The sequence below is a fragment of the Dactylosporangium sp. CA-233914 genome (assembly GCF_050942935.1).
In the GTDB taxonomy this organism is placed as follows: domain Bacteria; phylum Actinomycetota; class Actinomycetes; order Mycobacteriales; family Micromonosporaceae; genus Dactylosporangium.
This window is the reverse complement of the sequence record NZ_CP192030.1, coordinates 6,373,139-6,392,756: the sequence shown is the minus strand read 5'-3', so window position 1 is coordinate 6,392,756 and position 19,618 is coordinate 6,373,139. Positions and strand designations below refer to the sequence as shown.

The window sequence follows — 19,618 nt, the reverse complement described above, 5'->3', positions numbered from 1 at the left end:
CCGGCCCCTAGTCGTCGAGGTCTTCCTCGTCGTAGATCTCGTAGCCCTGCTGGACCATCGCCGCGTCCTCGGGCGTGTACACGGCCGAGTCGACGGCGAAGAACTCCTCGAGGTTCTCCGGGGTGAGCTTGGCCAGGTCCTCCTCGTCGAGGCTGCGCAGCAGCAACAGCTGCACCTCGGTCAGGTCGTAACCCTCCAGCGCGGTGTCCGGGTCGTCCAGCAGCTGCCGGGCGAACCCGGGGTCGGCGACGGCGCGCTCCAGGACCTCCTTGACCTGGCTCTGGGCCGCGGCCGCGGGGTCGGCGGCGGCGGGCTCGCCGGCCTCGGCCGCGCTCGGGATCTCTGCGGTGGTCATTGCTGCTCCTCTTCCCCGCGGTCAGGCCACGGCCATGGTCTCGTTGCTGAGCCGGGCGGGGGCCCGGCCGGGTCGGTCCTGGCGCAGGCTCAGCAGGCGCCAGGCGTCGCTGAAGTCGGTGCTCTGGATCTCGTTGAGCTTGGCGATCTTCGGCACGATCACGCCGGCGAGCTCCTCGGCACTGCGCCCGTCGATCTCGTCGAACTCGTACACCCGGAAGTTCTGCGGCTTGTAGGAGAACTCGAGGTCGTCGGCGAGCCAGCGGTAGTTGGCGTCCAGCAGCCGCTGGAACGCGTCGGGGAACTTGCGCAGCCGCATGCCGTAGGCCTCGGGCCGGGCGCCCATCTGCGACTTGGGCGCCACGAAGTAGCGGTTGACGTTGAAGTAGTTGATGTACTCGGCGTTGCGCTCCAGGAAGTCGGTCGTCTCGGCGAAGGTCTCCTCGTCCTCGTGCGGCAGCCCGGTGATGATCTCCAGGTCGGCCCAGATCCCGATCTCCTTGCACCAGCGCAGCACGCGCTCGGCCTCGGCCAGCTTCACCCGCTTGTCGATGATCTTGAGCATCTTGGTGCTCGCGGTCTCCAGGCCGAAGGTGAGCTTGCGGCAGCCGGAGTCGGCCAGCAGCGCCAGCCGCTCGTAGGTCAGGCCGTTGAACCGGGCGCAGTCCGACCAGTTCAGCTCCACCCCGTGCAGCACCACCCGGCTCGCGAACTCCTCGACGAACCCGTTGACGAGGTTGAAGTAGTTGTTGAACAGGAAGAAGTAGGGGGTGTCGTACTTCTTCGACAGCCCCTCCATGTCGGCGATGATGTCGTCGACGGTGGCGTGGACGAGCTTGACCCGCTCCAGGCTCTCGGTGCAGAACGCGCACGAGTACGGGCAGTTGTAGTTGAACACGTACGGCATCACCAGCCGGCCGCGCACCCCGTTGCCGTCCTGGGCCGCGTTGGCGTCGTTGGCCAGCCAGGACAGGTACGCCGGGAACTGGTACAGCTGCATCCGGTTCCACATCTCGTCGGCCTGCTGCTTGCGCGGGCTCGCCTCGGGCCGGTGCCGCACGTAGTTGTTGTAGTCCGCCAGGCGCAGCCCGTCGAAGTCCGGCGCCAGGATCCGGTGGGCCGCGTCCGGCGCCCGCACCACCGTGTCGCCGAACATCCGGGCCACCCCGGGCCGCGCCATCGGCAGCAGCTGCCGCCCGGAGCCGCCGCCGAGCGCGGCGATGAGATCGAGGAAGACGTCCTCGCCGGGCCCGGTGACCGCGGCGTGGAAGTGCGTGATGCACGCGTCCCACCAGCTGGCGAACGCGTCGTGGAACTGCATGAGGTAGTCGAGGTTGTTGCCGCCGAGCACGACCGGCTTACCGTAGCGGTGCTTGATGTGCCCGCCCACCACCGCCGCCGACATGATCTCCAGGAACGAGAAGTCGCCGCCGGCCGAGATGCCGACCACGTCGGCGGACTCGATGTCCTTGCCGGAAAGCAGCCGGCTCACGAACCCGTCGAGGAACTCGTTCGGCCCGCCGTTGACATAGTCGACGACCGTGCGCTCCTCGAAGAACGGGCGCAGGTCGGCCTTGGTGAACTCGCCGGCCTGGTACATCCGCCACAGGTCGGAGTTCAGGTCGTGCAGGTCCACGTCGTAGCCGTGCGCGCGCAGGCTCGCCGTGACGATGCCGGTGCCGAACGGCGGCAGGTTCATCCGGGTGAACATGGGCTGCTCGCCGGGGGCGACCAGGAAAAGTACGCGGGTGGGGCGGGCAGCGAGCATGGCTCAACCTTCCGAGGCCGGCATCGAGGTGACGAGTGCGCTTGCGGTGGCCGCCGGTGCTGCGGCCCGCAGCTCGGCGGCGAGTTCGGCGGCGGCCTTGCGGAACCGGGGCTCCTCGACGACCGCGCGCACGGCGTCGCGCAGCCCGGCCGCGGTCACCGTCTCCGCGTCGAGGGCCAGGCCGAGCCCGAGGTCGGCGCAGCGCCCGGCGATGTAGGGCTGGTCGCCGGAGAGGGGCACCAGCACCATCGGCAGGCCGCGCACGAGCGCCTTGGACACGGTGCCCCAGCCCCCGTGGGTGACCACCGCGGCGGCGGCGTCGAACAGGGCGTCGTGCGGTGCCGCCCCCAGGAACCGCACGTTGGCCGGCGGCGTGCCCTGCGGTTGCCGGGTCACCAGCCCGGTGACGTCGAGCCCGCCGAGCGCCGCGACGGCCGCGGCCAGGTAGCGCTCCTGCACGAAGCTGCGGGCGCCCAGCGACTCCAGCGTGTGCGTGCTCGCCGCGACCACCACCACCGGCGGCCCGTCCGGCTCCCGCCGCGGCCCGGGCTCGGCGACGAGCGGTCCGACGAGCGCGACCTCCGCCGGCAGCTCGGGGTGGCCGGCCACGGCGTCCGTCGTGGGGATCAGATGCAGCGTCGCCGAGGTGAGCCCCAGCAGGTTGCGCCCGCCGGCCGGCAGCCCCAGCGCCGTGCGGGTGCTCGCCGGGTCGAAGGCGGCGACGGTATGAGCGGCGATGAAGGTGCGGTAGGCCGAAAGCGTCGGCACCGGGCAGCAGGACAGCGACACGAACGGAAGGTTCCTGAGCTCGGCGGCCAGCGCCCCGCCCGGCATCATCACGTCGGCGACGATCAGCTCGGCCCCGCAGGCCGCGGCCAGGTCGGCCACGTCGCGGGCCATCCCGGCCACGTCGCCGAGGAACAGATGACGGTACAGCGTGTTGCTGTCACCGCTCGCGTAGAGCTGCGGCGGCACCGGCCGGCCCAGCCCCCAGCGCGTCTGCGGTGACTCGGCGAACACGGTGACCTCGTGGCCGTCGACGCGCAGCCGGTCGCCGAGCACCGCCATCGGCTCGGCGTGCCCGGCCGGCGGGAACGGCACGAGCAGGACGCGGCTCATGTCGGCTGCGGGGTCAGCTCGGCGCCGGTCTCCAGCCGGGCGCGGGTGCGCATGACGCCCTCCGGGGTGCCGATGTCGTGGTACTCCCCCTCGTCGAACGACAGCGCCCGCACCCGCAGCCCCGCGGTCATCGCGGCCACGAACACGTCGCTGAGCAGCAGCTCGCCGCGGCCGGCACGCAGTCTGTCGGCCACGTACGCGCGCATCAGCTCGGTGAAGACCGGCGACCACACCGCGATGCCCCAGGTGTTGGCGACCGGCGGCTTGGCCGGCTTGTCCACCACCGCGAGCACCCGGTGCGAGCCCGGCTCGATGACGACCGGCGCCAGCGCCTGCGCGGTGGCCGTGGGAAACACCCCGAGGCTCAGCTCGGCGCCGGTGGCCTCGTGGAAGTCGAACAGCCGGGCGAAGCAGTCCTCGGGCGCCAGGATCGTGTCCGGCATGCCCATGCACACGGTACGGTCGGTCATGAACGGCGCCGCCAGATCCAGCGCGTGCGGCATGCCCAGCATGGTCTCCTGGCACAGGTAGGCCAGCTCCATGTCGAGCTGCGAGCCGGAGCCGAGGTAGCGGAAGACCTCCCACTTGGCCGGCGACAGCACGAGGAACGCGCTGCGCACGCCGCCGCCGCGCATCGCGGTCAGCACGTGCTCGACGGCCGCCTTGGGCAGCATCCGCCCGTCGACGGCGCGATACCCGACCTGGATGAGCTCCTTGGGCGCCCGGTAGGGCGACAACCGCGACCCGAGTCCGGCCGCGGGCACGATTCCAAGCCGTCCGGCCATTGGGCACCCCATCACGGTGGTTCGCAACCTGAACCGCAATATAGAAATGCGTTGCTGCGCTCAGGCTGCGGCCTTGTTGTGGTCACGCTTCGCCGCTGCTGCGCCACCTTCCACGAGCGTCGATGGCTGCCTAGGATCGCGGGCATGCCCGAGCCAGCGGTGTCGGTGATCCTGCCCCTGTTCGGCGACCACGGCGCGGTCGCCGACCTCCCGGCGGTCTGCCGCGCCTGGTTCGGCCAGGACCTCCCGTGCGAGATCGTGGTCGGCATCGCCCCCGGCACCGTGGTGCCGCCGCTGCCGCCGGGCCCGGTCCGGCTGGTGGCGGCCCCGCCCGGCACGACGTCTCCCGGCATCCTGCGCAACGTGGCCGTCGCCGCGTCGCGGGCCCCGCTGCTGTACCTGGGCGACGCGGACATCGCGCCGCTGGGGCCCGACTACCTCTCGCGGGCCGTGGCCGTCAGCGCCGGCCGGGTGCTGATCCAGCCGTGGATGTACCGCCTCGTCAACCCCGCGGCGCTGCTGGATTCCGCCGCCGGCCCGCTGCCCCCGCCGCCCCGGGGCCGCTTCTGCCACGTCACCCTCGGCCCCAACGGCCTCACCCGGACGGGCCCGGAGCAGTTCCGCTGGCTCAATCCGGAGATCGCGGTCGTCACCCCGCCGCCGGGCCACGGATGGCGCAACGCGGACGGCTCGGCGTGGCAGGCGTTCCCGTTCCACTGGGGCGGCTTCCTGCTGCCCCGCGGGGTGTTCGACGCGGCGGGCGGTTACTGCGCGCGGTACCTCGGCTGGGGCTGCGAGGACGACGACCTGATCGCCAAGCTCGAGTCGCGGGGCGAGGTGCTACGCGCCTGGCGCGTCGCCAAGACCCTGACCTGCCTGCACCTGGAGCACCCCCGCACGTCGGAGAACAACGGCCTCAAGGCCAACCAGGCCATCCTGCACGAACGCCTCGCCGCCGGCGGAGCCGCCATGATCGCCGAGGACCTCCGCCTGGCGTCCTGACCCTCGTTCGGGAGGTCCCCCATTCGGGTCAGCGGCCGGCGGGATTGATCGGTATGCTCGAACTCCTCACGGTGACCGAGCGGCGGGGGCGGCAATGGTCGGCGAATCAGGGAGCGAATCGAGCATCGGGTCGGCGCGTGGACCCCGGCTGGGTGGCCGGCGTTCGGCGCTGGCGGCGGCGGTCGTCCTGGTGGTCGCCGCCGTGGCGGGTGTCGTGCTCTGGCGCTCCCGGGACGCGGCCCTGCCCGAAGCGTCGGCGTCGCCGCAGCCGCGCGCCTCGGAGTTGTATGCGGCCGACGACACGACGCTGATCGCGCGGTTCGACTCCGATGACCCCCGCGAGAGCTGCCTGCGGGTGCCGGTCAACGACTGGGGATACTTCTGCGACCACGTGGTCACCTGGTGGCAGGCGCAGGCCGCCTTCGGCGCCGACGAGGCGCAGCGGCTCGATCGTCTGCGGCATGGTGGATACCGCATCGGCGGTTCGCTCGACCCACGGCTGCAGGCCGGCGCGAAGCAGCGGGTCGACCAGGTCCGCCCGGTCAGCGCCCCGGAGGTGTTCACGCTGGCCGCGATCGAACCCGGCACCGGCCTGATCAGGACGATGGCCGTGAACCGCAACTTCCGCCGCCCGCCGTCGCCGAGCCCGGCCGCCTCCGACCGGCCGGTCTGGCCATACGCCGGTCCGGACCTGGTGGACCCGCTCGTCGCCGGCGACGCGAACACGCCCGGCGACGCGGCCGGTGCGCCCTTCATGATGTTCACGCTGGCCGCGGCGTTGGAGGGCGGCCTGACGCTGGACCACACGATCGACACCACGCGGGTGTACGAGTCGAATTACATGATCGACCCGCAGAGCCCGGTGGCCTGCCACGGCGGGCACTGGTGCCCCGCCAACGCCGGCGACTCGGCGTACCTGTCGGGGCGCCGCACCATGTGGGACGCGTTCGGCCATGCGGTGGTGACGTACTTCGTGGCGCTCGAGGAGCGGATCGGCGCGGACAAGGCGGTCGCCATGGCTCAGCGCCTGGGCATCACCTTCCGCAGCCCGGTGGACCGGCAGCTGAGCGAGCCGCCGAACAGCAGGTCGTGGGGCGCGTTCACCCTCGGCGTCTCGTCGACCACCGCCCTGGACCTGGCCAACGCGTACGCCACCCTGGCCGCCGACGGCACCCGCTGCGACCCGCTCCCCGTCGCCCGGGTCCTCGACGCCGCCGGCCGGCCGGCTCCCGGCGTCGGGCCGCGCTGCGAGCCGGTGCTCCGCCCTGAGGTGGCCCGCGCCGCCATCGACGCGGGCCGCTGCCCGCTGGGCGACCGCTCCGCGTTCGGCGACCGCTGCGGCGCCGGCACGGTTCCGGCCACGACCGTGCGCGACACCGTGGGCCGCCCGGTGTCCGGCCAGTCCGGCCAGACCGGCGACCGCCGCACCTTCTCCGTGGTGGTCGCCGGGCCACAACTGGTCACCGGGGGCATGATCGCGACCGCGCCGGGGGTGAACGGCGGCGGGGTCCAGATCGACTCCGGCGTGCCGGAGGGCGCGATCCAGGTGGTCGCCGGGGTCGAGCACGACGGCCTGGCCCCGCTACCGACCCGCGACTTCACCGCCCCGCCGAGGGAACTCGCCTTCGCCGCCTGACAGCACGAATGATTCGATGCCGTCGAGCACGCGTTGGAGGCCGAACTCGAACGCGTGCTCTGGGTCGTGGACGCCCTTGTAGTGTTCGGTCGCGGAGGTTCCGACCCGCACGGCGACGTGGTAGCGCTCCCGATCGAGCACCCGGTCCAGCAGGGGCGCGAGGGTGGCCCACCATTCGTCGTCGCTCTGCCCGGTCCGCTCGGGCATCGTTGTCCATGCCAGGAGGTTCGCGGTCGCGTCTCGGACATAGCCCAGGACGAGGGCGAGGATGGAGTCCATCTCGACGTCGGTCAGCCCGATCCCCTCGATGGTTCGCAGTTCGGCGTCGTATTTCCCGATCACGCCCGGCCCTTGAGGTGGCCGCCCGGGAAAGATCCTCAGGAGCCAGGGGTGCCGCTCGAACATCGCGCGGTTGAACCGGGCGACCTGCTCCAGACGCGAACGCCAGTCGCCGTGGCACTCCTCGCCGTAGCGAACCTCGGCACTGACTCGGTCGATCATCAGGTCGAGCAGCTCCTCCTTGCCGGACACGTGCCGATACAGCGACATGGTTCCGACACCGAGCCGGTCCGCGACGCTTCGCATCGATAGTCCGTCCATGCCGTCGGCGTCGGCGACCTCGATCGCGGCTGCCGTGATCTGCTCGACGCTGAGGCCGGCCCGGCGGCCCAGACCGGAGTGTTCGCGGAGGTTCCACAGCAGCTCGAAGGTCCGCACGGGGTTCCTCCGGTTCGAGGGGGCATCGGCCATGGACATCTCCCTTGTTTGCGTATAGCGTACCCAAAGTAGTTTGCGTACGACATACCCAAACTGATGACACGAGGGGAGCGCGACATGGTCGCCGCAGCATTCCGGGTAGGTCTGCGGGTTGCCGACGTCGAGGCGGCCGCGAGCTTCTATCGGGGGTTCGGCTTCGACGAGGTGGGATCCGTTCCCGACGCCGAAGGCCGGCCGGTGATGACGATCCTCGACCGCGGGGGCGTGCACCTCATCGTCGACGCCCTGGTGGGCATGCCGTTTCCCGACAGCGAACGGGAGCGCCGGACCCAGGCGGGGCCACGGGGTCTCGGTGTGGCCATCGGCTTGGGGGTGGATGACCTTGACGCCAGCTACGCGTACTGCCGCACGTCTGGATGCACCATCACCACCGAACCGATGGACGAGGCGTGGGGTGACCGCGTGTTCGAATGCGTTGATCCCTTCGGGTACGTCTGGGAGTTCTCCCAGCCGATCGCGGATGGCCAACCCGCCGACGGCTTCGCGGCCGTACAGGAAAACTGGTTCGGCGCGAAGTGACCCACCACGTGTCGGACGGATCCGACGAAGCGGTGCGGATGAGCCCCGTCAGATGGGTGGCCAAGCAGGCGAAAACCTACGAGGAGTCCGGCGGCACCAAGGGAACATCACGGAGCATCCCCGTCGTCCGGCTACGCCGTGTGACGGACGATTCAACAGCTCGTCCGCCTCGTTCATTTTCAGGCAGGTCATCGGAAGGGGCCTTCCCCCGGCCAACGCCTCGCTATCGTGCCGAAATGGACGAGAGATGGTTCTGGCGGATCGTGGATGGGACGGTTGCCGGCTCAGAGCGTCAGATCGAGCTGCTCCGAGGGGCACTCGTGGCGCTGCCCGCCGACGAGGTGTTGAGCTTCCGCCGCCAGTTCGTCGCCGCTCATCGCCGTGCGTACACCCGGCAGATGTGGCTCGCCGCCGCCCTGCTGTATAGCCACCCCGGCAGCGAACCCGACCTCGGGGACGACGGTTTCACAGACTTCCGCAGCTGGCTGATCAGCCGCGGACACGCGGTCTTCACCCAGGCGATCGACAATCCGGACACCATCGCCGACATCCCCGACGAGGACGACCACGATCCGTTCTGTCACGGCGAGACCTTTGCCGAGATTCCCGACGACGTCTACGAGGAACTCAGCGGCAAGGACGTACCGGACGGGGAGGATATCGTGGAGCTGCTCGGCGATCCGACCGGACCGTCCATGAACCTCACAACCGCCGCGATGTCCACGCAGTTCCCCCGCCTCACGGCCCGACGACAGCACTACACGTGATCAGCAGCGCGCATGGCGCGGCCGAGCGCTACAACGTGCGGCGCTGACGATGGTTCGCCGAATTTGGTTCCAGGTGGGGCCGGCTGTTGGGGGTCGGCGGCGGGAGTGATCCACGCTCGCCGGCTGCGGGCTCACGCTCAGCCCAGCGTGAGCCACCGGATGCCGAGCCGTTCAAGCCGCGCGACGTCTGCGGATTCGAGCGGCTGCCGGCCGGTGACCCTACGCAGCAATCCCGGCCGGTCCCAGCCCAGCTCGTGGGCCGCGTTCATCCAGCCCGGGCCGAGCAGCAACTCCAGCACGACATCTCCGGCCGGCCGGGTCAGCCAGGGCACACGACCCAGCGCGTCCGTCACGTCGAGGCCGTGGACGGCGATCTCGACCACCCGGGTGACCAGGAACTGCGACAAGAGCATCGCGTCCCCGTGACGAGTTCGCACAACCCGGTCCTCGCGCTCGGCGCGGCACAGCCGATCCACCAGCTGCCACGTCGCGGTGAAATCCTCAGCGAGCGCGGCCCCGCTGACCTGCCCGGCCGCGTATTCCTGCGCCAAGCCGATCCGGGCCGCGTTGGTCCGCGGGGCGAAACGGTCGTCCGGCTGGTAGTACTGGGTCGCGGACACCTCGGCCCGGCCCGGCTCGGCGGCGGCCAGCATGCCCGGCAGCCAGGCAATCACCACCCGCACATGCCCCAGCAACTCCCGGACCGACCAGGGCTCGCACCTCGTCGGAAGCTCCCACTCGTCCTCGGACAGACCCGCTATCGTCCGAGAGAGCTCCTGGGCTTCGAGGCGAAACGCGTCCAGCGCACGGGGCAACGTCACGCCGATCAAGTGCTCGCCGCCTCGATGTTTGGCGCGCCCACCATATAGTCAGCTCGGTCGCAGGGCGGCGAAGACCTCGGGCCAGTTCGCCGGCAGATTGTCGAAGATGAATCGCTGGTACCGCGTCATGAGGTGCGTGGCGGCCGTGCTCACCTCGGCGTTGGCCGAGCGGGTGGCCGCGATGCACTGATCGAGGCAGTCCCAGTCGTCGCGGTCGCGCTCCCGCACGCCGATCGTGGCGAGCGTGGCCTGGACGGCCTCGTCCTCGAGGAACGAGTCGTCCCACGCCGTCGCCGCGCCCATCAGGTACATGAGTTGCGTGCTGGGCGTCAGCCGTTGCGCCGCCAGGGTTTCGCTGTCGTAGGTGCGATCCTCGTCCTCAGCCACGATGCCGGACGTCCCGACCGCCGAGTCGACCAGGTCCCGCCAATAGGCGACGTCGTGTGGCCCGTCGGTCTGCAGCATGTACCGGCTCGCGAACTCCGCCATCCGCGCCCGGTCGTCGATCAGCGGCGAGACCGCCGTGTCCATGCTGTAGTCGAACCCGAAGAACCACCTGCGCCCGTCGACCATCATGGATTCGATGCCGCCCACGTGACCCTCACGGTCCGCGATCGGTTTGATGTCGTTCATGACGGGCGAGCGTAGTACGGACCCGGGTTGCTTCCGGGCGGGGCGTCGGGGACAGTCGGGCGATGCACATCGGCGAGGCCCTGGTTCTGCTCGGCGGCGGCCTGGTCGCCGGGGGCGTCAACGCGATCGCCGGCGGCGGGTCGCTGATCACGTTTCCGTTGCTCGTCGGGCTCGGGCTGCCGGGCGTGGCCGCCAACGTCAGCAACGCCCTCTCCGTCGCGCCGGGTTACGCCGCCGGCGCCGTCGGCAGCCGGCCCGACCTCGCCGGGCAGGGGCGCCGGATCCGTACGATCCTGCCGACGATCGTCGCGGGCACACTGTGCGGCAGCGCGCTGCTGCTGTTCACGCCGCGCTCGGTGTTCGACGTGGTGGTGCCGTTCCTGCTGCTGGGCGCGGCCGCGATGATGGCGTTCCAGAACAGGCTGCGGGACCTGGCCGGCCATCCCCGGGACAACTCCCCGCGCAAGGCCGCGGTGCTGCTGCAGCTGTCGGTCTTCTTCTGCGGGCTGTACGGCGGCTACTTCAACGCCGCGATGGGCGTGCTGCTGATCGCCTTCCTGGCCCTGGTGCTCGACGAGCCGCTGCGGCGCGTCAGCGCCCTGAAGAACGTCTTCTCCGCCGTCGTCGGTGTGACCACCGTGCTGCTGTACAGCGTCTTCGGCCCGGTCAATTGGGCGGTCGTGGCCGTCCTCGCCCCGGCCACGATCGCCGGCGGCTACGCCGGCGCCCGCATCGCGCGCCGCCTGCCCTCGGAGGCCCTGCGCCGGGTGATCGTGGTCTTCGCCGCCGCCGTCGCCATCGTCCTGTTCGCCACCTGAGCTACGACCGCGGTCGCACCAACGCGCTCGCGCCGAGCACGGCCGCCGCTGCGCCCAGGGCGAGCAGCACGGGTGCGAGCGGCGGCACGGCTTCGGGATCGACGGCCGGCAGGTACCGGCCGATCGCGAACCACGCCACCGCCGCCGCGACCGTACCGGTAGCGAGGGCCGCGGCCACGAGCGCCAGCGCCGCGACCGGCTCCACACGCCGGGTCACCCGCGCCGCAACGCCCTGGCGGCGCAGGGCGACCAGGTCGGCCCGGCTCGCGCCGAGCGAGGTCACCAGCAGGCCGGTCGCTCCCAGCACGACCGCGGCGATGCCCGCCAGCAGCGAGAACCGCATCCCCAGGGCGCCGCCGGACCGGCCCAGCCGCGCGCGTTCGCCGGCCAGGGTGCGCTCGCCGATGACGGTCAGGCCCGCGGCGGTCAGCTCGTCCGCGATGGACTGCGGCGCATCGGGCGCCAGCCACACCTCGGCGGTTTCGACGAGGCCCGAGTCGCCGGCGAGACGGTCGGCGTACTCGAGGTCGATCAGGGTGCCGTGGGCGCCCAGGCGGGGCAGGGTGTGTGCGGTGGCCACCGCCGTGACCGGCACCGGGGCGGCGTCGAAGGTGTCCAGGAGGCCGTCGGGCGGCGGCGGGGCGGTCGACACCACCGGGACACGGTCGGGGACGCCGGCCGGGCGCAGCAGGCCCGCGTCGCGCCGGGCGGCGGCCCGCAGGGTGAACGTGACGCCGTCGGGGGCCGCGATGACGGTCGCGTCCGGGGGTGTGCGCCAGTCGCGGGTCGGCGGAGCGTGCAGGGTCAGGGTGACCGTCGGGCCGGCGGTGCCGGGCAGGGCGACCTGCAGGCCGGCTAGGCGGCAGCCCGCGGTGCAGGCGGCGGCCGCGGAGTAGGTGTGGCGGCCGGGCTGGAGCTCGCCGAGGCGCACCTCGAAGCCCGGCGCGCCGTCCAGCGGGGCCAGGCGCGCGACGAGGTCCGGGGTCAGGCCGTCGAGGCGGGAGCCGGTGATGTCGAACGCGACGGTGTCGCCGCGCACGGCGGCGGGCGGCGCGGCCGGGATCGGGTGGAGGGCGCGGGCCAGGTCGGGCAGCGTCTCGGCGGCGTACGACGGATGCCACACCGCCACCGTGGACAACCGGGTCGCGTCCACGGCCAGGAGGTCCTTGAACGGCACGACCGCCATCGCGTAGCGGGCGTCCGGATCCGCGCTCCGGGTGATCGTGAGCAGGCGCTGGCGCGTCACCGGCGCGAGGCTGAGCACCCGGCTCGCGCCGACGGCGGTGTCCGCCCGCGCGTCCTGGGTCGCGGCGGCGACGGCGACGCCGGTGGTCGCGAAGCCCAGCAGCGCCACCGCGACCACGAGCACCGTCAGCAGGCGGCGGCCGGACGGCTGGCGGGCCAGGCGCAGGGCGGCGAGCGCGGTCATCGGGCGGCCCCGATACAGGGCGGCCGCGCCGGCGCGGGCCGCGACGACGGGCATGGCCCGCGCGGCGAGCAGGGCCACGGCCAGGATCAGCAGCGCCGGGGCGAGGGGCGCCACGCCGTACACGCTGTCGCCCGAGGTGTGGAAGTGCACCACGGCCACGACCGCGAGCAGCACCACCAGGACGTCGAAGGTCGCCGAGCGCCACCGGGCGGCCCGCCGGTCCACGCGCCGCAGCAGGTCGCCCAGCGGTGCCGAGATCGACCGGACGGCCGCGACCGTGCCGGCGAGCACCACGGCGGCGGCGAGCGCGGTCCCGTACTCCAGCGCCGCCGGCGCCCCGGCGGCGGCGACCAGGCTGCCGGTCAGGCCGCCGGCGAGGACGGGAAGGGCGGGCTCGGCGGCCGCCAGCCACCAGCGGGCGCCTCGCCGGGTGCCCCGCAGTGCCACGATGCCGTGCTCGAACCGGCTCGCGCGGGCGCCGGTCGCGACGGCGAAGACCAGCACCGCGCAGGCGAGCACTGCCACGGGTACTGCCGCGAACGGCACCGGCTCGCGGGCCGCCGCGCGCGCCGCGTCGATGCGGTCGAGCAGCGGGCCAAGGCCGATCGAGGCCTGCCCGTCGCCGCCGGTGGTGTCGGCCTGGGCCAGCCAGGCCCGCAGCCGGGGCAGGGTGGCGACGCGGATGGCGCCGGGCTGCGGGTACGCGTCGAAGATCTGCAGCTCCGAGCGGCGCGAGAACCCGTCGAGGGTGCGCCGGTCCACATAGATCAGGTCGTTGGACGACTCGTCGGAGGCCGCGGCGCCGCGGCCCCAGTACGGCGAGGCGACCGGCCGGACGATGCCGACGACCGTCAGGAAGCCGGGCGGCCCGGCCGGGATGAACTGGTTCGTGGCCGACGTGTAGGACGACGCGGTCAGCGACAGCGGATCGCCGAGCCGGACGCCGATGCGGCGCGCGGTCTCCTCGGTGAGCACGGCGTCGCCCAGGCTCATCAGGCACCGCCCGGCCAGGACGGTCACGTGCTCGCAGACGTCGTGGCGGTACGTCACCTGCCGGGTCCCGTCCAGGAACACCGCGGGCTGATCGGCCGGCTGGGCCACGAACGACGCCGAGAAGACCCTCGTGTAGCCGGGCGCGTCGAGCAGCCGGGCACCGTCGCGCTCGAATCGGCCGTCCATCGCCCCGGCGTTGTTCGACTCCACCGTGGCGGCGACGAGCATCGTGCGCTCCTCGGGGCGGGCGCCGGCCACCTCGTCGGCGACGACGCCCTCGTCGGCCCGGGCCAGGTACACCGGCGCGAGGGCGACCCCGGCCGAGGCCAGGGCGGCGAGCAGGAACAGCGCGACGGCCTGCCGCCACCGGGCCCGCAGCATCGCGAGTGTGAGCGCGATCATCGCCGTCCCCCGATCCGGCCGGAGGCCAGCGCCGTCAGGCCGAAGCAGAGGGCGGCGACGGCGACGGCGGCCAGCAGTGCGGATACGGACACCGGCGGCTCGTCCACGACCCACCGGTCCGCGAACGGGCGGACCGGCGAGCGCAGCAGCCACCGGGCCGCCGTCGCGGCGGCGAGCCCGATCGCGAGGGCGAGGAGCACGGGCGCGAGGGCGGACCACCGGCCCGCGGCCCGCACCACCCGCGCCGGCACGCCCTGCCGGCGCAGCGCCTCGACCTCGGCCCGCCGCTCGCGCCCCTGCACCGCCGCCACGACGCTCAGCGCGGCGCTCGCCAGCAGCAGTGCCAGCACCGCGGCGAGCAGGTTCAAGCGCAGCGCGGCGGCGGGACCGAGGTGGGCCTGGCGGTCCCGGGCGGCCGCGACGGAGTCGCCGCCGATGACCGTGAGCCCGGCCGCGGTGAGGCGTTCGACGAGGCCGGGCGGCGCACCCCGGGCGAGCCACACCTGGTCGACGTCGCCGGGGCGGGCCGGCTCGGCGAGGCCCGCGGTGAGCCGTTCGGCGTACTCGAGGTCGGCCAGGATCACCCCGCCGGAGCGGGCCGGCAGCCCCTCCGCGGTCGCCGGCCGGATCGGCACCGGCACGCCCGCCAGCTGCAGCTCGGCGGTGCCGTACTGGTCCGGCTCGCGCACGGCGCCGCCGGTGGCGAGCACCGGCAGGGGCAGCGGGGCGTCGACGGCGTAGACCCGGCGGTCGGCAGCCTTGCCGCCGGCGGGTGCGATGGTGGCCAGCCGCATCCGGCCCTCGCCGCGCAGCCGCTGCACGCCCGTGGCCGTGTCACCGGCGGCGGTACGCCACCGGGCCGGATCGGCGAACGCGGGCCCGTCGACCGCGACCCGGCCGTCGGCGCGCAGATCCATGAGGTCGAGGGCCGCGCCCGGGTCGCCGCGCAGGTCGAGCGCGACGAGCCGGCAGCCGTCCTCGCAGGCCGGTGCCTCCGCGCGGTACACCCCGTCGCCGCCGATCGCCCCGAACTGCGCGTGCACCGTCTCGCCGGTGCCGGACACGGCCAGCGTCATGCCCAGCGCTACCGTCCCGTCGCCAGCGGCCCGCAGCGTCAGCGCCGTCCCGTGCACCGCGATCGGAGCCGGTGCGGGCGGGTGCAGCCGGGCGATCACCGCACCCGGGTCGACGGCGGCGACCGCGCGCAGCCGGGGCGAGTCGACGGTGAGCAGTCGCGGGCCGGGGCCGGACGCGCCCGAGACGACGACGGCCATGGCGTGGCGGCCCTGCGGGTCGGCGGCGCGGACGGCGGACAGCAGGCGTCCCCGTGGTACCGGCGCAACGGTCAGCACCCGGTCGGCGCCGATCTCGGCCTGGGCCCGGTGCAGGCGGGCGGCGTCGGCCCGCGCCCAGTCCTGCGCGGCGACCCCGCACACGCAGGCGGCCGCCGCGAGCACCGGCACGATTCGATACGCCGACGTGCGCCGGGCCAGCGACAGCGCGGCGAGCCCGCCGGTGAGCCGGCCCCGGGCCAGGGCAGCCCGCCCCGCGGCGACGGCCGGCGGGAGCAGCAGCCGGGTCAGCAGCACGGCGCCGGCCGTCGCGAACAGGACCGGGGTGAGCAGCTCCAGGCCGTACCCGTCCACGGGCGCCTCGCCGGTGACCGCGGACTGGTAGCCGGCCGCGACCGCGAGGGCGATGACGGTCAGGTCGAGCGCGGCGGCGGCGAGCGCGGCCCGGCGCGGCGGCGCGGAGCGCAGCAGCCGCTGGACCGGTGCGCGGGTCAGCCGCCAGTCGGCGGCGACGATGAGTGCGAGGGCGACGAGGCTCACGATGGCCGCGGAGGGCACCGGACCGGGTCCGCTGTCGGCGCCGCGCAGCACGAGCGCGAGCCCGCCGCCCGCGGCGACGGTGCCGACGAGGGCGGGCAGCGCGCTCTGGCCGGAGGTGACGACGATCACCCACCGGCGCCGGGCCCCGCGCAGCGCGATCCGGGCGGCGTCGGCGCGCCGGTCCTCGGCCGCGTACCAGGCGGCGACTCCGATCGCGATCCAGCCGATCGCGACGAGCTGGACGGCGGCGACCGTGATGCCGTGCGTCACCGCGTACCGCTCGTTCGCCACGGCCCGGCTCAGCGCGTCGGCGTCGGAGGTCACCTCGAGCGAGCCGCGCTTGAGCCGATCGACGGCGGCGGCCACGGCCCCGTCGTCGCCGTGGCCGAACCAGGCCGCCGGCAGCAGCAGGTCGCAGGTCGCGGAGGCCGGCACCCCGGCCGCCGCGACGGTCTCCAGCGTGGTGAAGGCGGCGTCGCCCTGCTGCCCGCTCCACCACCAGCCGAGCGGTTCCCGCGGCTCGAACGTGGCGACGACGGTCAGCGCGAGGGGCTCCTGGCCGAGACCGTTGTGGTGCAGCAGGTGTGTGCCCACGCCCGCTGCGAGCCGCCGCGCCAGGGCCGCCGGAAGCGCGACCTCGCCGACCCCGGCCGGGCAGGCGCCGGTGAGGACGAGGTTCGCGCACGCGTCGTCGCGATAGCGCAGTTCGGCCACGGTCCGGGGGCCGTCGCCGATGGCCATGGCGCCCGGGAGTCGTACCCCGGCCACGGCCGACTCCACCGCAAGCCCGGCGGCCGACTCGGTCGTCGCGCGGAAGCGGTTCAGGGCCTCGGCCGGGTCCGCGCCGAGGACGATGCCGCCGCGCACGCCGACGGTCCGCTGAGCCGGCGCAGCGGCGGCGATGAGCGCGGCGGTCGCGCTCGCCGCCTCCCGGGTGGCGACCCAGCCGGCCGCGCCGAGCCCGCCGGCGGTGACCGCGACCAGGATCGCCATCACAACGGCGGGACCCCGGCGCGTGCGGATAGCACTCCAGACGACGGCCAGCACGCCGCGACCTTAGCCGGGCGGCTGACCTTGCGTGGGATCGCTCCCAAAGGGTGGGCCCGCGGGCCGTTGCCGAGATGGCGGTGGCCACGCCCGACGCGTTGCGCGGCATCACGCGATTCCTCAGCGGTCGATCGGTAGTTCGAGCCAGACGTCCTTGCCGGCGCCGGGGTGCTCCTCGACGCCCCAGCGCGCGGCGAGGGCGTCGACGAGCAGCAGGCCCCGGCCGTGCTCGGCCTCGTCCGGCGGCGCGTGCCGCGCGACGGCGGGGGTGGAGACCTGGTCGTGGACGCAGATGCGCAGGACGCTGCCGGTGCAGTACAGATCGATGTACTCGACCCCGCCGGCGTGCAGCAGCGCGTTGGCGGTCAGCTCCGAGACCAGCAGTTCGACGTTGTCGCGCAGCCGGCCCTCGGCCGGCCGGGCGAGCAGGTGCGGCAGCGCCGCGAGCACCCAGGCCCGGGCGGCCGCGCAGACCGAGACGTCGGTGCCGCGCCGCGGCCACCACCGCGCCACCCCGGGCGCCTCGGACATCGCGTCGCCTGCATCATGCATCGCTTTCCCCGGGCGTACCGCCGCACCGGGCCGCCTGGACCGGCGCCGGCGGACGGACGCGTGTCGACATGCTGGAAAGGTTCTCCACCGTCGGCGGATGCAAACAGCGATTCGCGTGGGCGCGGCCGGCGACCGTGCACCCGTCTCCCGCGAGCGCGATCAATCGAGGTGTCGACGGACCCTCGCGTCAGGCGGGACCGGCGGCCTGCCGCTGCCGGAGCAGCTCGACGCGCGCACGGTTGACCCGCCGGGTCTCCTGCCCGCCCGCGTGCGCGATCTCGCGGGCCAGGGCGCCGGCGGCCCTGATGAGGCGGCGTGCCGCGCGGCGGCTGTGCACCCTGCGGCGGTACACCTTGCGCTCCCTGCGCAGGCCGGTGACCGCGTCGAGCAGTGCCGGGTCGAGGACCCCGGCCTCGGCCTCGGGGGCGAGCATGCTCCTGATCCAGGCGCGCTCCTGCCGCGCGGCGCGGCGCCGGACGTAGAACAGCACGACCAGTTCGACCGCCGCGAGGACGAACGGCAGCACCAGCGCCAGGAGCCCGTAGCCGACGAGACCGGACATGTCGTCCCAGGTGAAGTGGAACACCATCGCCACCAGCATCGTCAGCACGCCCCGCGGCACGTTGCGCTCCCCCGGCACGCGGCTGACGACCCACATCATCCCGGCGCAGAAGATCGCGCTGAACAGCGCGTGGGAGACGATCCCGGCGGCGCCCCGCACGAGCAGGATGTGCAGCGTCGAGCCGACCTGGTCGACGCCGAAGGCCTGGGTCGCGGCGTTGTACGTGTAGAGGACGTCCTCGAACACCTGGAAGCCCAGGCCGATGAACGCGCCGATGATGAACCCGTCGTAGGCGCCGCGGACCAGGCGCGGCGCCAGCCCGATGAGCAGCACGAGGCCGAGCGCCTTGGCCCACTCCTCGTTGATCGGGGCGGTCAGCCCGGCCGACCAGCCGGCCGCGAAGGCGGTGCCGCCGATCTTGGTCCACAGCTCCAGCAGCGCGGTGTTGGCCGGCAGCGCGATCCAGAAGGTCGCGGCGACGCCGCCCCAGACGAACCCGGTCGCGAGCAGGCCGGCCGGCTGGGCGGTGTACCGGTTGTTCCAGCGCAGGAGCAGCAGCCACGGCACGAGGTAGAGCCCGAACAGCAGCACGCCGCCGGCCAGCGCGGGCGTGTAGAAGCCGGCCCCGCGGCCGAAGAAGCGCAGCATGTTCACCGCGCCGACCACGACGCCGAACAGGTAGACCCAGAAGGCGGCGTTGCGCGGCTGGACGAGGCGGAACGGCTGCCCCCAGCCCGACTCCTCGATCGCGGCGAGCTGCGCCCGCCGGGCGTCGGGCGCGATGCCGCCGGTCATGGTCGCGGCCCCGGCGCGATGCTGTGCAGCAGGGCGGTCACGTCGCCGCGGTACTGCTCGAACTGGCCCGGCGCGGTGCGGACCCGCACCAGCAGCGCGGGCGCCGCCCGCGCGTCCTCGTCGTTGCCGACGGCCATCTTGAACGCGGCGTCGAGCCCGTCGCCGCCGGGTCCGCGGCCGGCCTGCACGACCCCGACCAGGCCCGCGCCGGTGGTCAGCGCGGCCCGCGGCCCCAGCACGCCCGGCCCGGCCACGCCCTCCGCGCGCTGCACCTGGGTCAGGAACTCCTCCGCCGTGCCCGAATACGCCGTGCCGCGCAGCTCGATCGTCGCACCGCCCTTGACGAGCACGACCTTCAGCGCCTCCGGGCTCGCGCCGGCGGTGCCGGTCAGCACCCCGTCCTCCAGCTGCCAGCCGACCGGCGGGACGGCCGTCGCGCTGTCGCCGAGGTCGAGCACGTCACCGGGCTTGATCTCGTTGTGCCACGGGACCACGGTGTTCAGCGCCGGCCATCCGTAGATCAGCAGGACGCCGACCAGCAGGACGACCAGGGCCGGCCCGAGCGTCCGGCGGTCGAGCCCGAACCACCGGCGCCGGGCCGGGCCCCAGTCCTGCGGATGCTCTCCCACCGGCGTTGTCACGCGACCGCCCCCGTAAACGAAAGCTACCCCGCGATGCCCGCGTCCGTGATGTACGGTATGTAGGAATACAGCGCCAATGCGTGATTTGTTATACCGCTGTCCACAGCTGTGGACAGCGACGGCCCCCATCTGTGGATAACCGTCTGAGCTGCTCGAACACCGGACCAGGCGGGGGTTCGTCCCCCGAGAAATACACAGGCACCGAGACTGCAACACGATGCCGGTTTCGGCGGGCTGCACGGCGGATTTCCGAACGATGAACGAGATCGGGCGAACGACCCCGGCACCCGATCCACTCAGCTCCGCCGCGTGACGGCCCGGCGGTTGCGCGTCGAGGAGATCTTCACGCCCGCCCGGGCGGACACC

Annotated in this window: 17 protein-coding genes; 5 read left to right on the top strand and 12 right to left on the bottom strand. The window is 73.5% G+C overall.

Annotation, left to right across the window (positions count from 1 at the left end; all coding sequences use genetic code 11):
* Positions 1-7 precede the first annotated feature (7 nt).
* Genes ACQPY0_RS28565 through ACQPY0_RS28550 form a run of 4 tightly spaced genes read right to left on the bottom strand, consistent with a single transcriptional unit; the run spans position 8 to position 4,026 of the window.
* Entirely contained in the window at positions 8-355 is a 348-nt protein-coding gene (locus ACQPY0_RS28565) for an Os1348 family NHLP clan protein (RefSeq protein ID WP_432994602.1), read from the bottom strand.
* A 21-nt stretch (positions 356-376) separates the two neighbouring features.
* Positions 377-2,122, bottom strand: coding sequence for a B12-binding domain-containing radical SAM protein (locus tag ACQPY0_RS28560; protein ID WP_432994600.1), 1,746 nt, complete (start codon positions 2,120-2,122; stop codon positions 377-379).
* Positions 2,123-2,125: 3 nt separating this feature from the next.
* Positions 2,126-3,241, bottom strand: a complete 1,116-nt coding sequence (locus tag ACQPY0_RS28555; RefSeq protein WP_432994598.1) for a glycosyltransferase — start codon at positions 3,239-3,241, stop codon at positions 2,126-2,128.
* Positions 3,238-4,026, bottom strand: coding sequence for a nucleotidyltransferase family protein (locus ACQPY0_RS28550; protein WP_432994596.1), 789 nt, complete (start codon positions 4,024-4,026; stop codon positions 3,238-3,240). Before ACQPY0_RS28550 ends, ACQPY0_RS28555 begins: the two co-directional genes overlap by 4 nt.
* Positions 4,027-4,170: 144 nt before the next feature.
* Here ACQPY0_RS28550 and ACQPY0_RS28545 point away from each other — a divergent pair, with 144 nt between their 5' ends.
* Positions 4,171-5,028, top strand: coding sequence for a galactosyltransferase-related protein (locus ACQPY0_RS28545; RefSeq protein ID WP_432994594.1), 858 nt, complete (start codon positions 4,171-4,173; stop codon positions 5,026-5,028).
* A gap of 94 nt (positions 5,029-5,122) precedes the next feature.
* Positions 5,123-6,664, top strand: a complete 1,542-nt coding sequence (locus tag ACQPY0_RS28540; protein ID WP_432994592.1) for a penicillin-binding transpeptidase domain-containing protein — start codon at positions 5,123-5,125, stop codon at positions 6,662-6,664.
* On the opposite strand, the gene ACQPY0_RS28535 is transcribed toward ACQPY0_RS28540, so the two are convergent.
* Positions 6,611-7,414 (bottom strand): TetR/AcrR family transcriptional regulator, encoded by an 804-nt coding sequence (locus ACQPY0_RS28535; RefSeq protein WP_432994590.1) that lies wholly within the window; start codon positions 7,412-7,414, stop codon positions 6,611-6,613. The genes ACQPY0_RS28540 and ACQPY0_RS28535 overlap by 54 nt on opposite strands.
* An 84-nt stretch (positions 7,415-7,498) precedes the next feature.
* Here ACQPY0_RS28535 and ACQPY0_RS28530 point away from each other — a divergent pair, with 84 nt between their 5' ends.
* Entirely contained in the window at positions 7,499-7,960 is a 462-nt protein-coding gene (locus ACQPY0_RS28530; protein ID WP_432994588.1) for a VOC family protein, read from the top strand.
* A 38-nt stretch (positions 7,961-7,998) separates the two neighbouring features.
* Positions 7,999-8,727, top strand: a complete 729-nt coding sequence (locus tag ACQPY0_RS28525) for a DUF4240 domain-containing protein (protein ID WP_432995419.1) — start codon at positions 7,999-8,001, stop codon at positions 8,725-8,727.
* Between the two features lie 137 nt (positions 8,728-8,864).
* Here the strand turns inward: ACQPY0_RS28525 and ACQPY0_RS28520 are convergent, their stop codons facing one another.
* Positions 8,865-9,548: a maleylpyruvate isomerase N-terminal domain-containing protein gene (locus ACQPY0_RS28520; RefSeq protein ID WP_432994587.1), complete on the bottom strand. Its 684-nt coding sequence runs from the start codon at positions 9,546-9,548 to the stop codon at positions 8,865-8,867.
* Between the two features lie 48 nt (positions 9,549-9,596).
* The gene (locus ACQPY0_RS28515) at positions 9,597-10,181 is read right to left on the bottom strand and encodes a hypothetical protein (RefSeq protein ID WP_432994585.1); all 585 of its coding nucleotides are present in this window, start codon (positions 10,179-10,181) and stop codon (positions 9,597-9,599) included.
* A 62-nt stretch (positions 10,182-10,243) separates the two neighbouring features.
* Between ACQPY0_RS28515 and ACQPY0_RS28510 the strand changes: the two genes are divergently transcribed.
* Positions 10,244-10,999 (top strand): sulfite exporter TauE/SafE family protein, encoded by a 756-nt coding sequence (locus ACQPY0_RS28510; protein WP_432994583.1) that lies wholly within the window; start codon positions 10,244-10,246, stop codon positions 10,997-10,999.
* A gap of 1 nt (position 11,000) precedes the next feature.
* Here ACQPY0_RS28510 and ACQPY0_RS28505 read toward each other — a convergent pair whose 3' ends face one another.
* The 5 genes from ACQPY0_RS28505 to ACQPY0_RS28485 all read right to left on the bottom strand — a co-directional run bounded on the left by ACQPY0_RS28505 (position 11,001) and on the right by ACQPY0_RS28485 (position 19,252).
* Positions 11,001-13,823, bottom strand: a complete 2,823-nt coding sequence (locus ACQPY0_RS28505) for a hypothetical protein (RefSeq protein WP_432994581.1) — start codon at positions 13,821-13,823, stop codon at positions 11,001-11,003.
* A complete protein-coding gene (locus ACQPY0_RS28500; protein ID WP_432994579.1) occupies positions 13,820-16,702 on the bottom strand; it encodes an FtsX-like permease family protein in 2,883 nt (960 codons plus the stop codon). The genes ACQPY0_RS28505 and ACQPY0_RS28500 overlap by 4 nt, the downstream gene beginning before the upstream one ends.
* Positions 16,703-16,822: 120 nt before the next feature.
* Positions 16,823-17,254, bottom strand: coding sequence for an ATP-binding protein (locus tag ACQPY0_RS28495; RefSeq protein ID WP_432994577.1), 432 nt, complete (start codon positions 17,252-17,254; stop codon positions 16,823-16,825).
* A 187-nt stretch (positions 17,255-17,441) separates the two neighbouring features.
* Positions 17,442-18,611 (bottom strand): PrsW family intramembrane metalloprotease, encoded by a 1,170-nt coding sequence (locus ACQPY0_RS28490; RefSeq protein ID WP_432994575.1) that lies wholly within the window; start codon positions 18,609-18,611, stop codon positions 17,442-17,444.
* Positions 18,608-19,252 carry a hypothetical protein gene (locus ACQPY0_RS28485; RefSeq protein WP_432994573.1) on the bottom strand — a complete coding sequence of 215 codons (645 nt, stop codon included), beginning with the start codon at positions 19,250-19,252 and terminating at the stop codon, positions 18,608-18,610. The genes ACQPY0_RS28490 and ACQPY0_RS28485 overlap by 4 nt, the downstream gene beginning before the upstream one ends.
* Positions 19,253-19,618: the final 366 nt, after the last annotated feature.

Excerpts from the sequence above, each read along its gene's own strand:
- ACQPY0_RS28565 (WP_432994602.1), bottom strand. The coding sequence starts at position 355 with ATGACCACCGCAGAGATCCCGAGCGCGGCCGAGGCCGGCGAGCCCGCC.
- ACQPY0_RS28560 (WP_432994600.1), bottom strand. The coding sequence starts at position 2,122 with ATGCTCGCTGCCCGCCCCACCCGCGTACTTTTCCTGGTCGCCCCCGGC.
- ACQPY0_RS28555 (WP_432994598.1), bottom strand. The coding sequence starts at position 3,241 with ATGAGCCGCGTCCTGCTCGTGCCGTTCCCGCCGGCCGGGCACGCCGAG.
- ACQPY0_RS28550 (WP_432994596.1), bottom strand. The coding sequence starts at position 4,026 with ATGGCCGGACGGCTTGGAATCGTGCCCGCGGCCGGACTCGGGTCGCGG.
- ACQPY0_RS28545 (WP_432994594.1), top strand. The coding sequence starts at position 4,171 with ATGCCCGAGCCAGCGGTGTCGGTGATCCTGCCCCTGTTCGGCGACCAC.
- ACQPY0_RS28540 (WP_432994592.1), top strand. The coding sequence starts at position 5,123 with ATGGTCGGCGAATCAGGGAGCGAATCGAGCATCGGGTCGGCGCGTGGA.
- ACQPY0_RS28535 (WP_432994590.1), bottom strand. The coding sequence starts at position 7,414 with ATGGCCGATGCCCCCTCGAACCGGAGGAACCCCGTGCGGACCTTCGAG.
- ACQPY0_RS28530 (WP_432994588.1), top strand. The coding sequence starts at position 7,499 with ATGGTCGCCGCAGCATTCCGGGTAGGTCTGCGGGTTGCCGACGTCGAG.
- ACQPY0_RS28525 (WP_432995419.1), top strand. The coding sequence starts at position 7,999 with ATGAGCCCCGTCAGATGGGTGGCCAAGCAGGCGAAAACCTACGAGGAG.
- ACQPY0_RS28515 (WP_432994585.1), bottom strand. The coding sequence starts at position 10,181 with ATGAACGACATCAAACCGATCGCGGACCGTGAGGGTCACGTGGGCGGC.
- ACQPY0_RS28510 (WP_432994583.1), top strand. The coding sequence starts at position 10,244 with ATGCACATCGGCGAGGCCCTGGTTCTGCTCGGCGGCGGCCTGGTCGCC.
- ACQPY0_RS28505 (WP_432994581.1), bottom strand. The coding sequence starts at position 13,823 with ATGATCGCGCTCACACTCGCGATGCTGCGGGCCCGGTGGCGGCAGGCC.
- ACQPY0_RS28495 (WP_432994577.1), bottom strand. The coding sequence starts at position 17,254 with ATGCATGATGCAGGCGACGCGATGTCCGAGGCGCCCGGGGTGGCGCGG.
- ACQPY0_RS28490 (WP_432994575.1), bottom strand. The coding sequence starts at position 18,611 with ATGACCGGCGGCATCGCGCCCGACGCCCGGCGGGCGCAGCTCGCCGCG.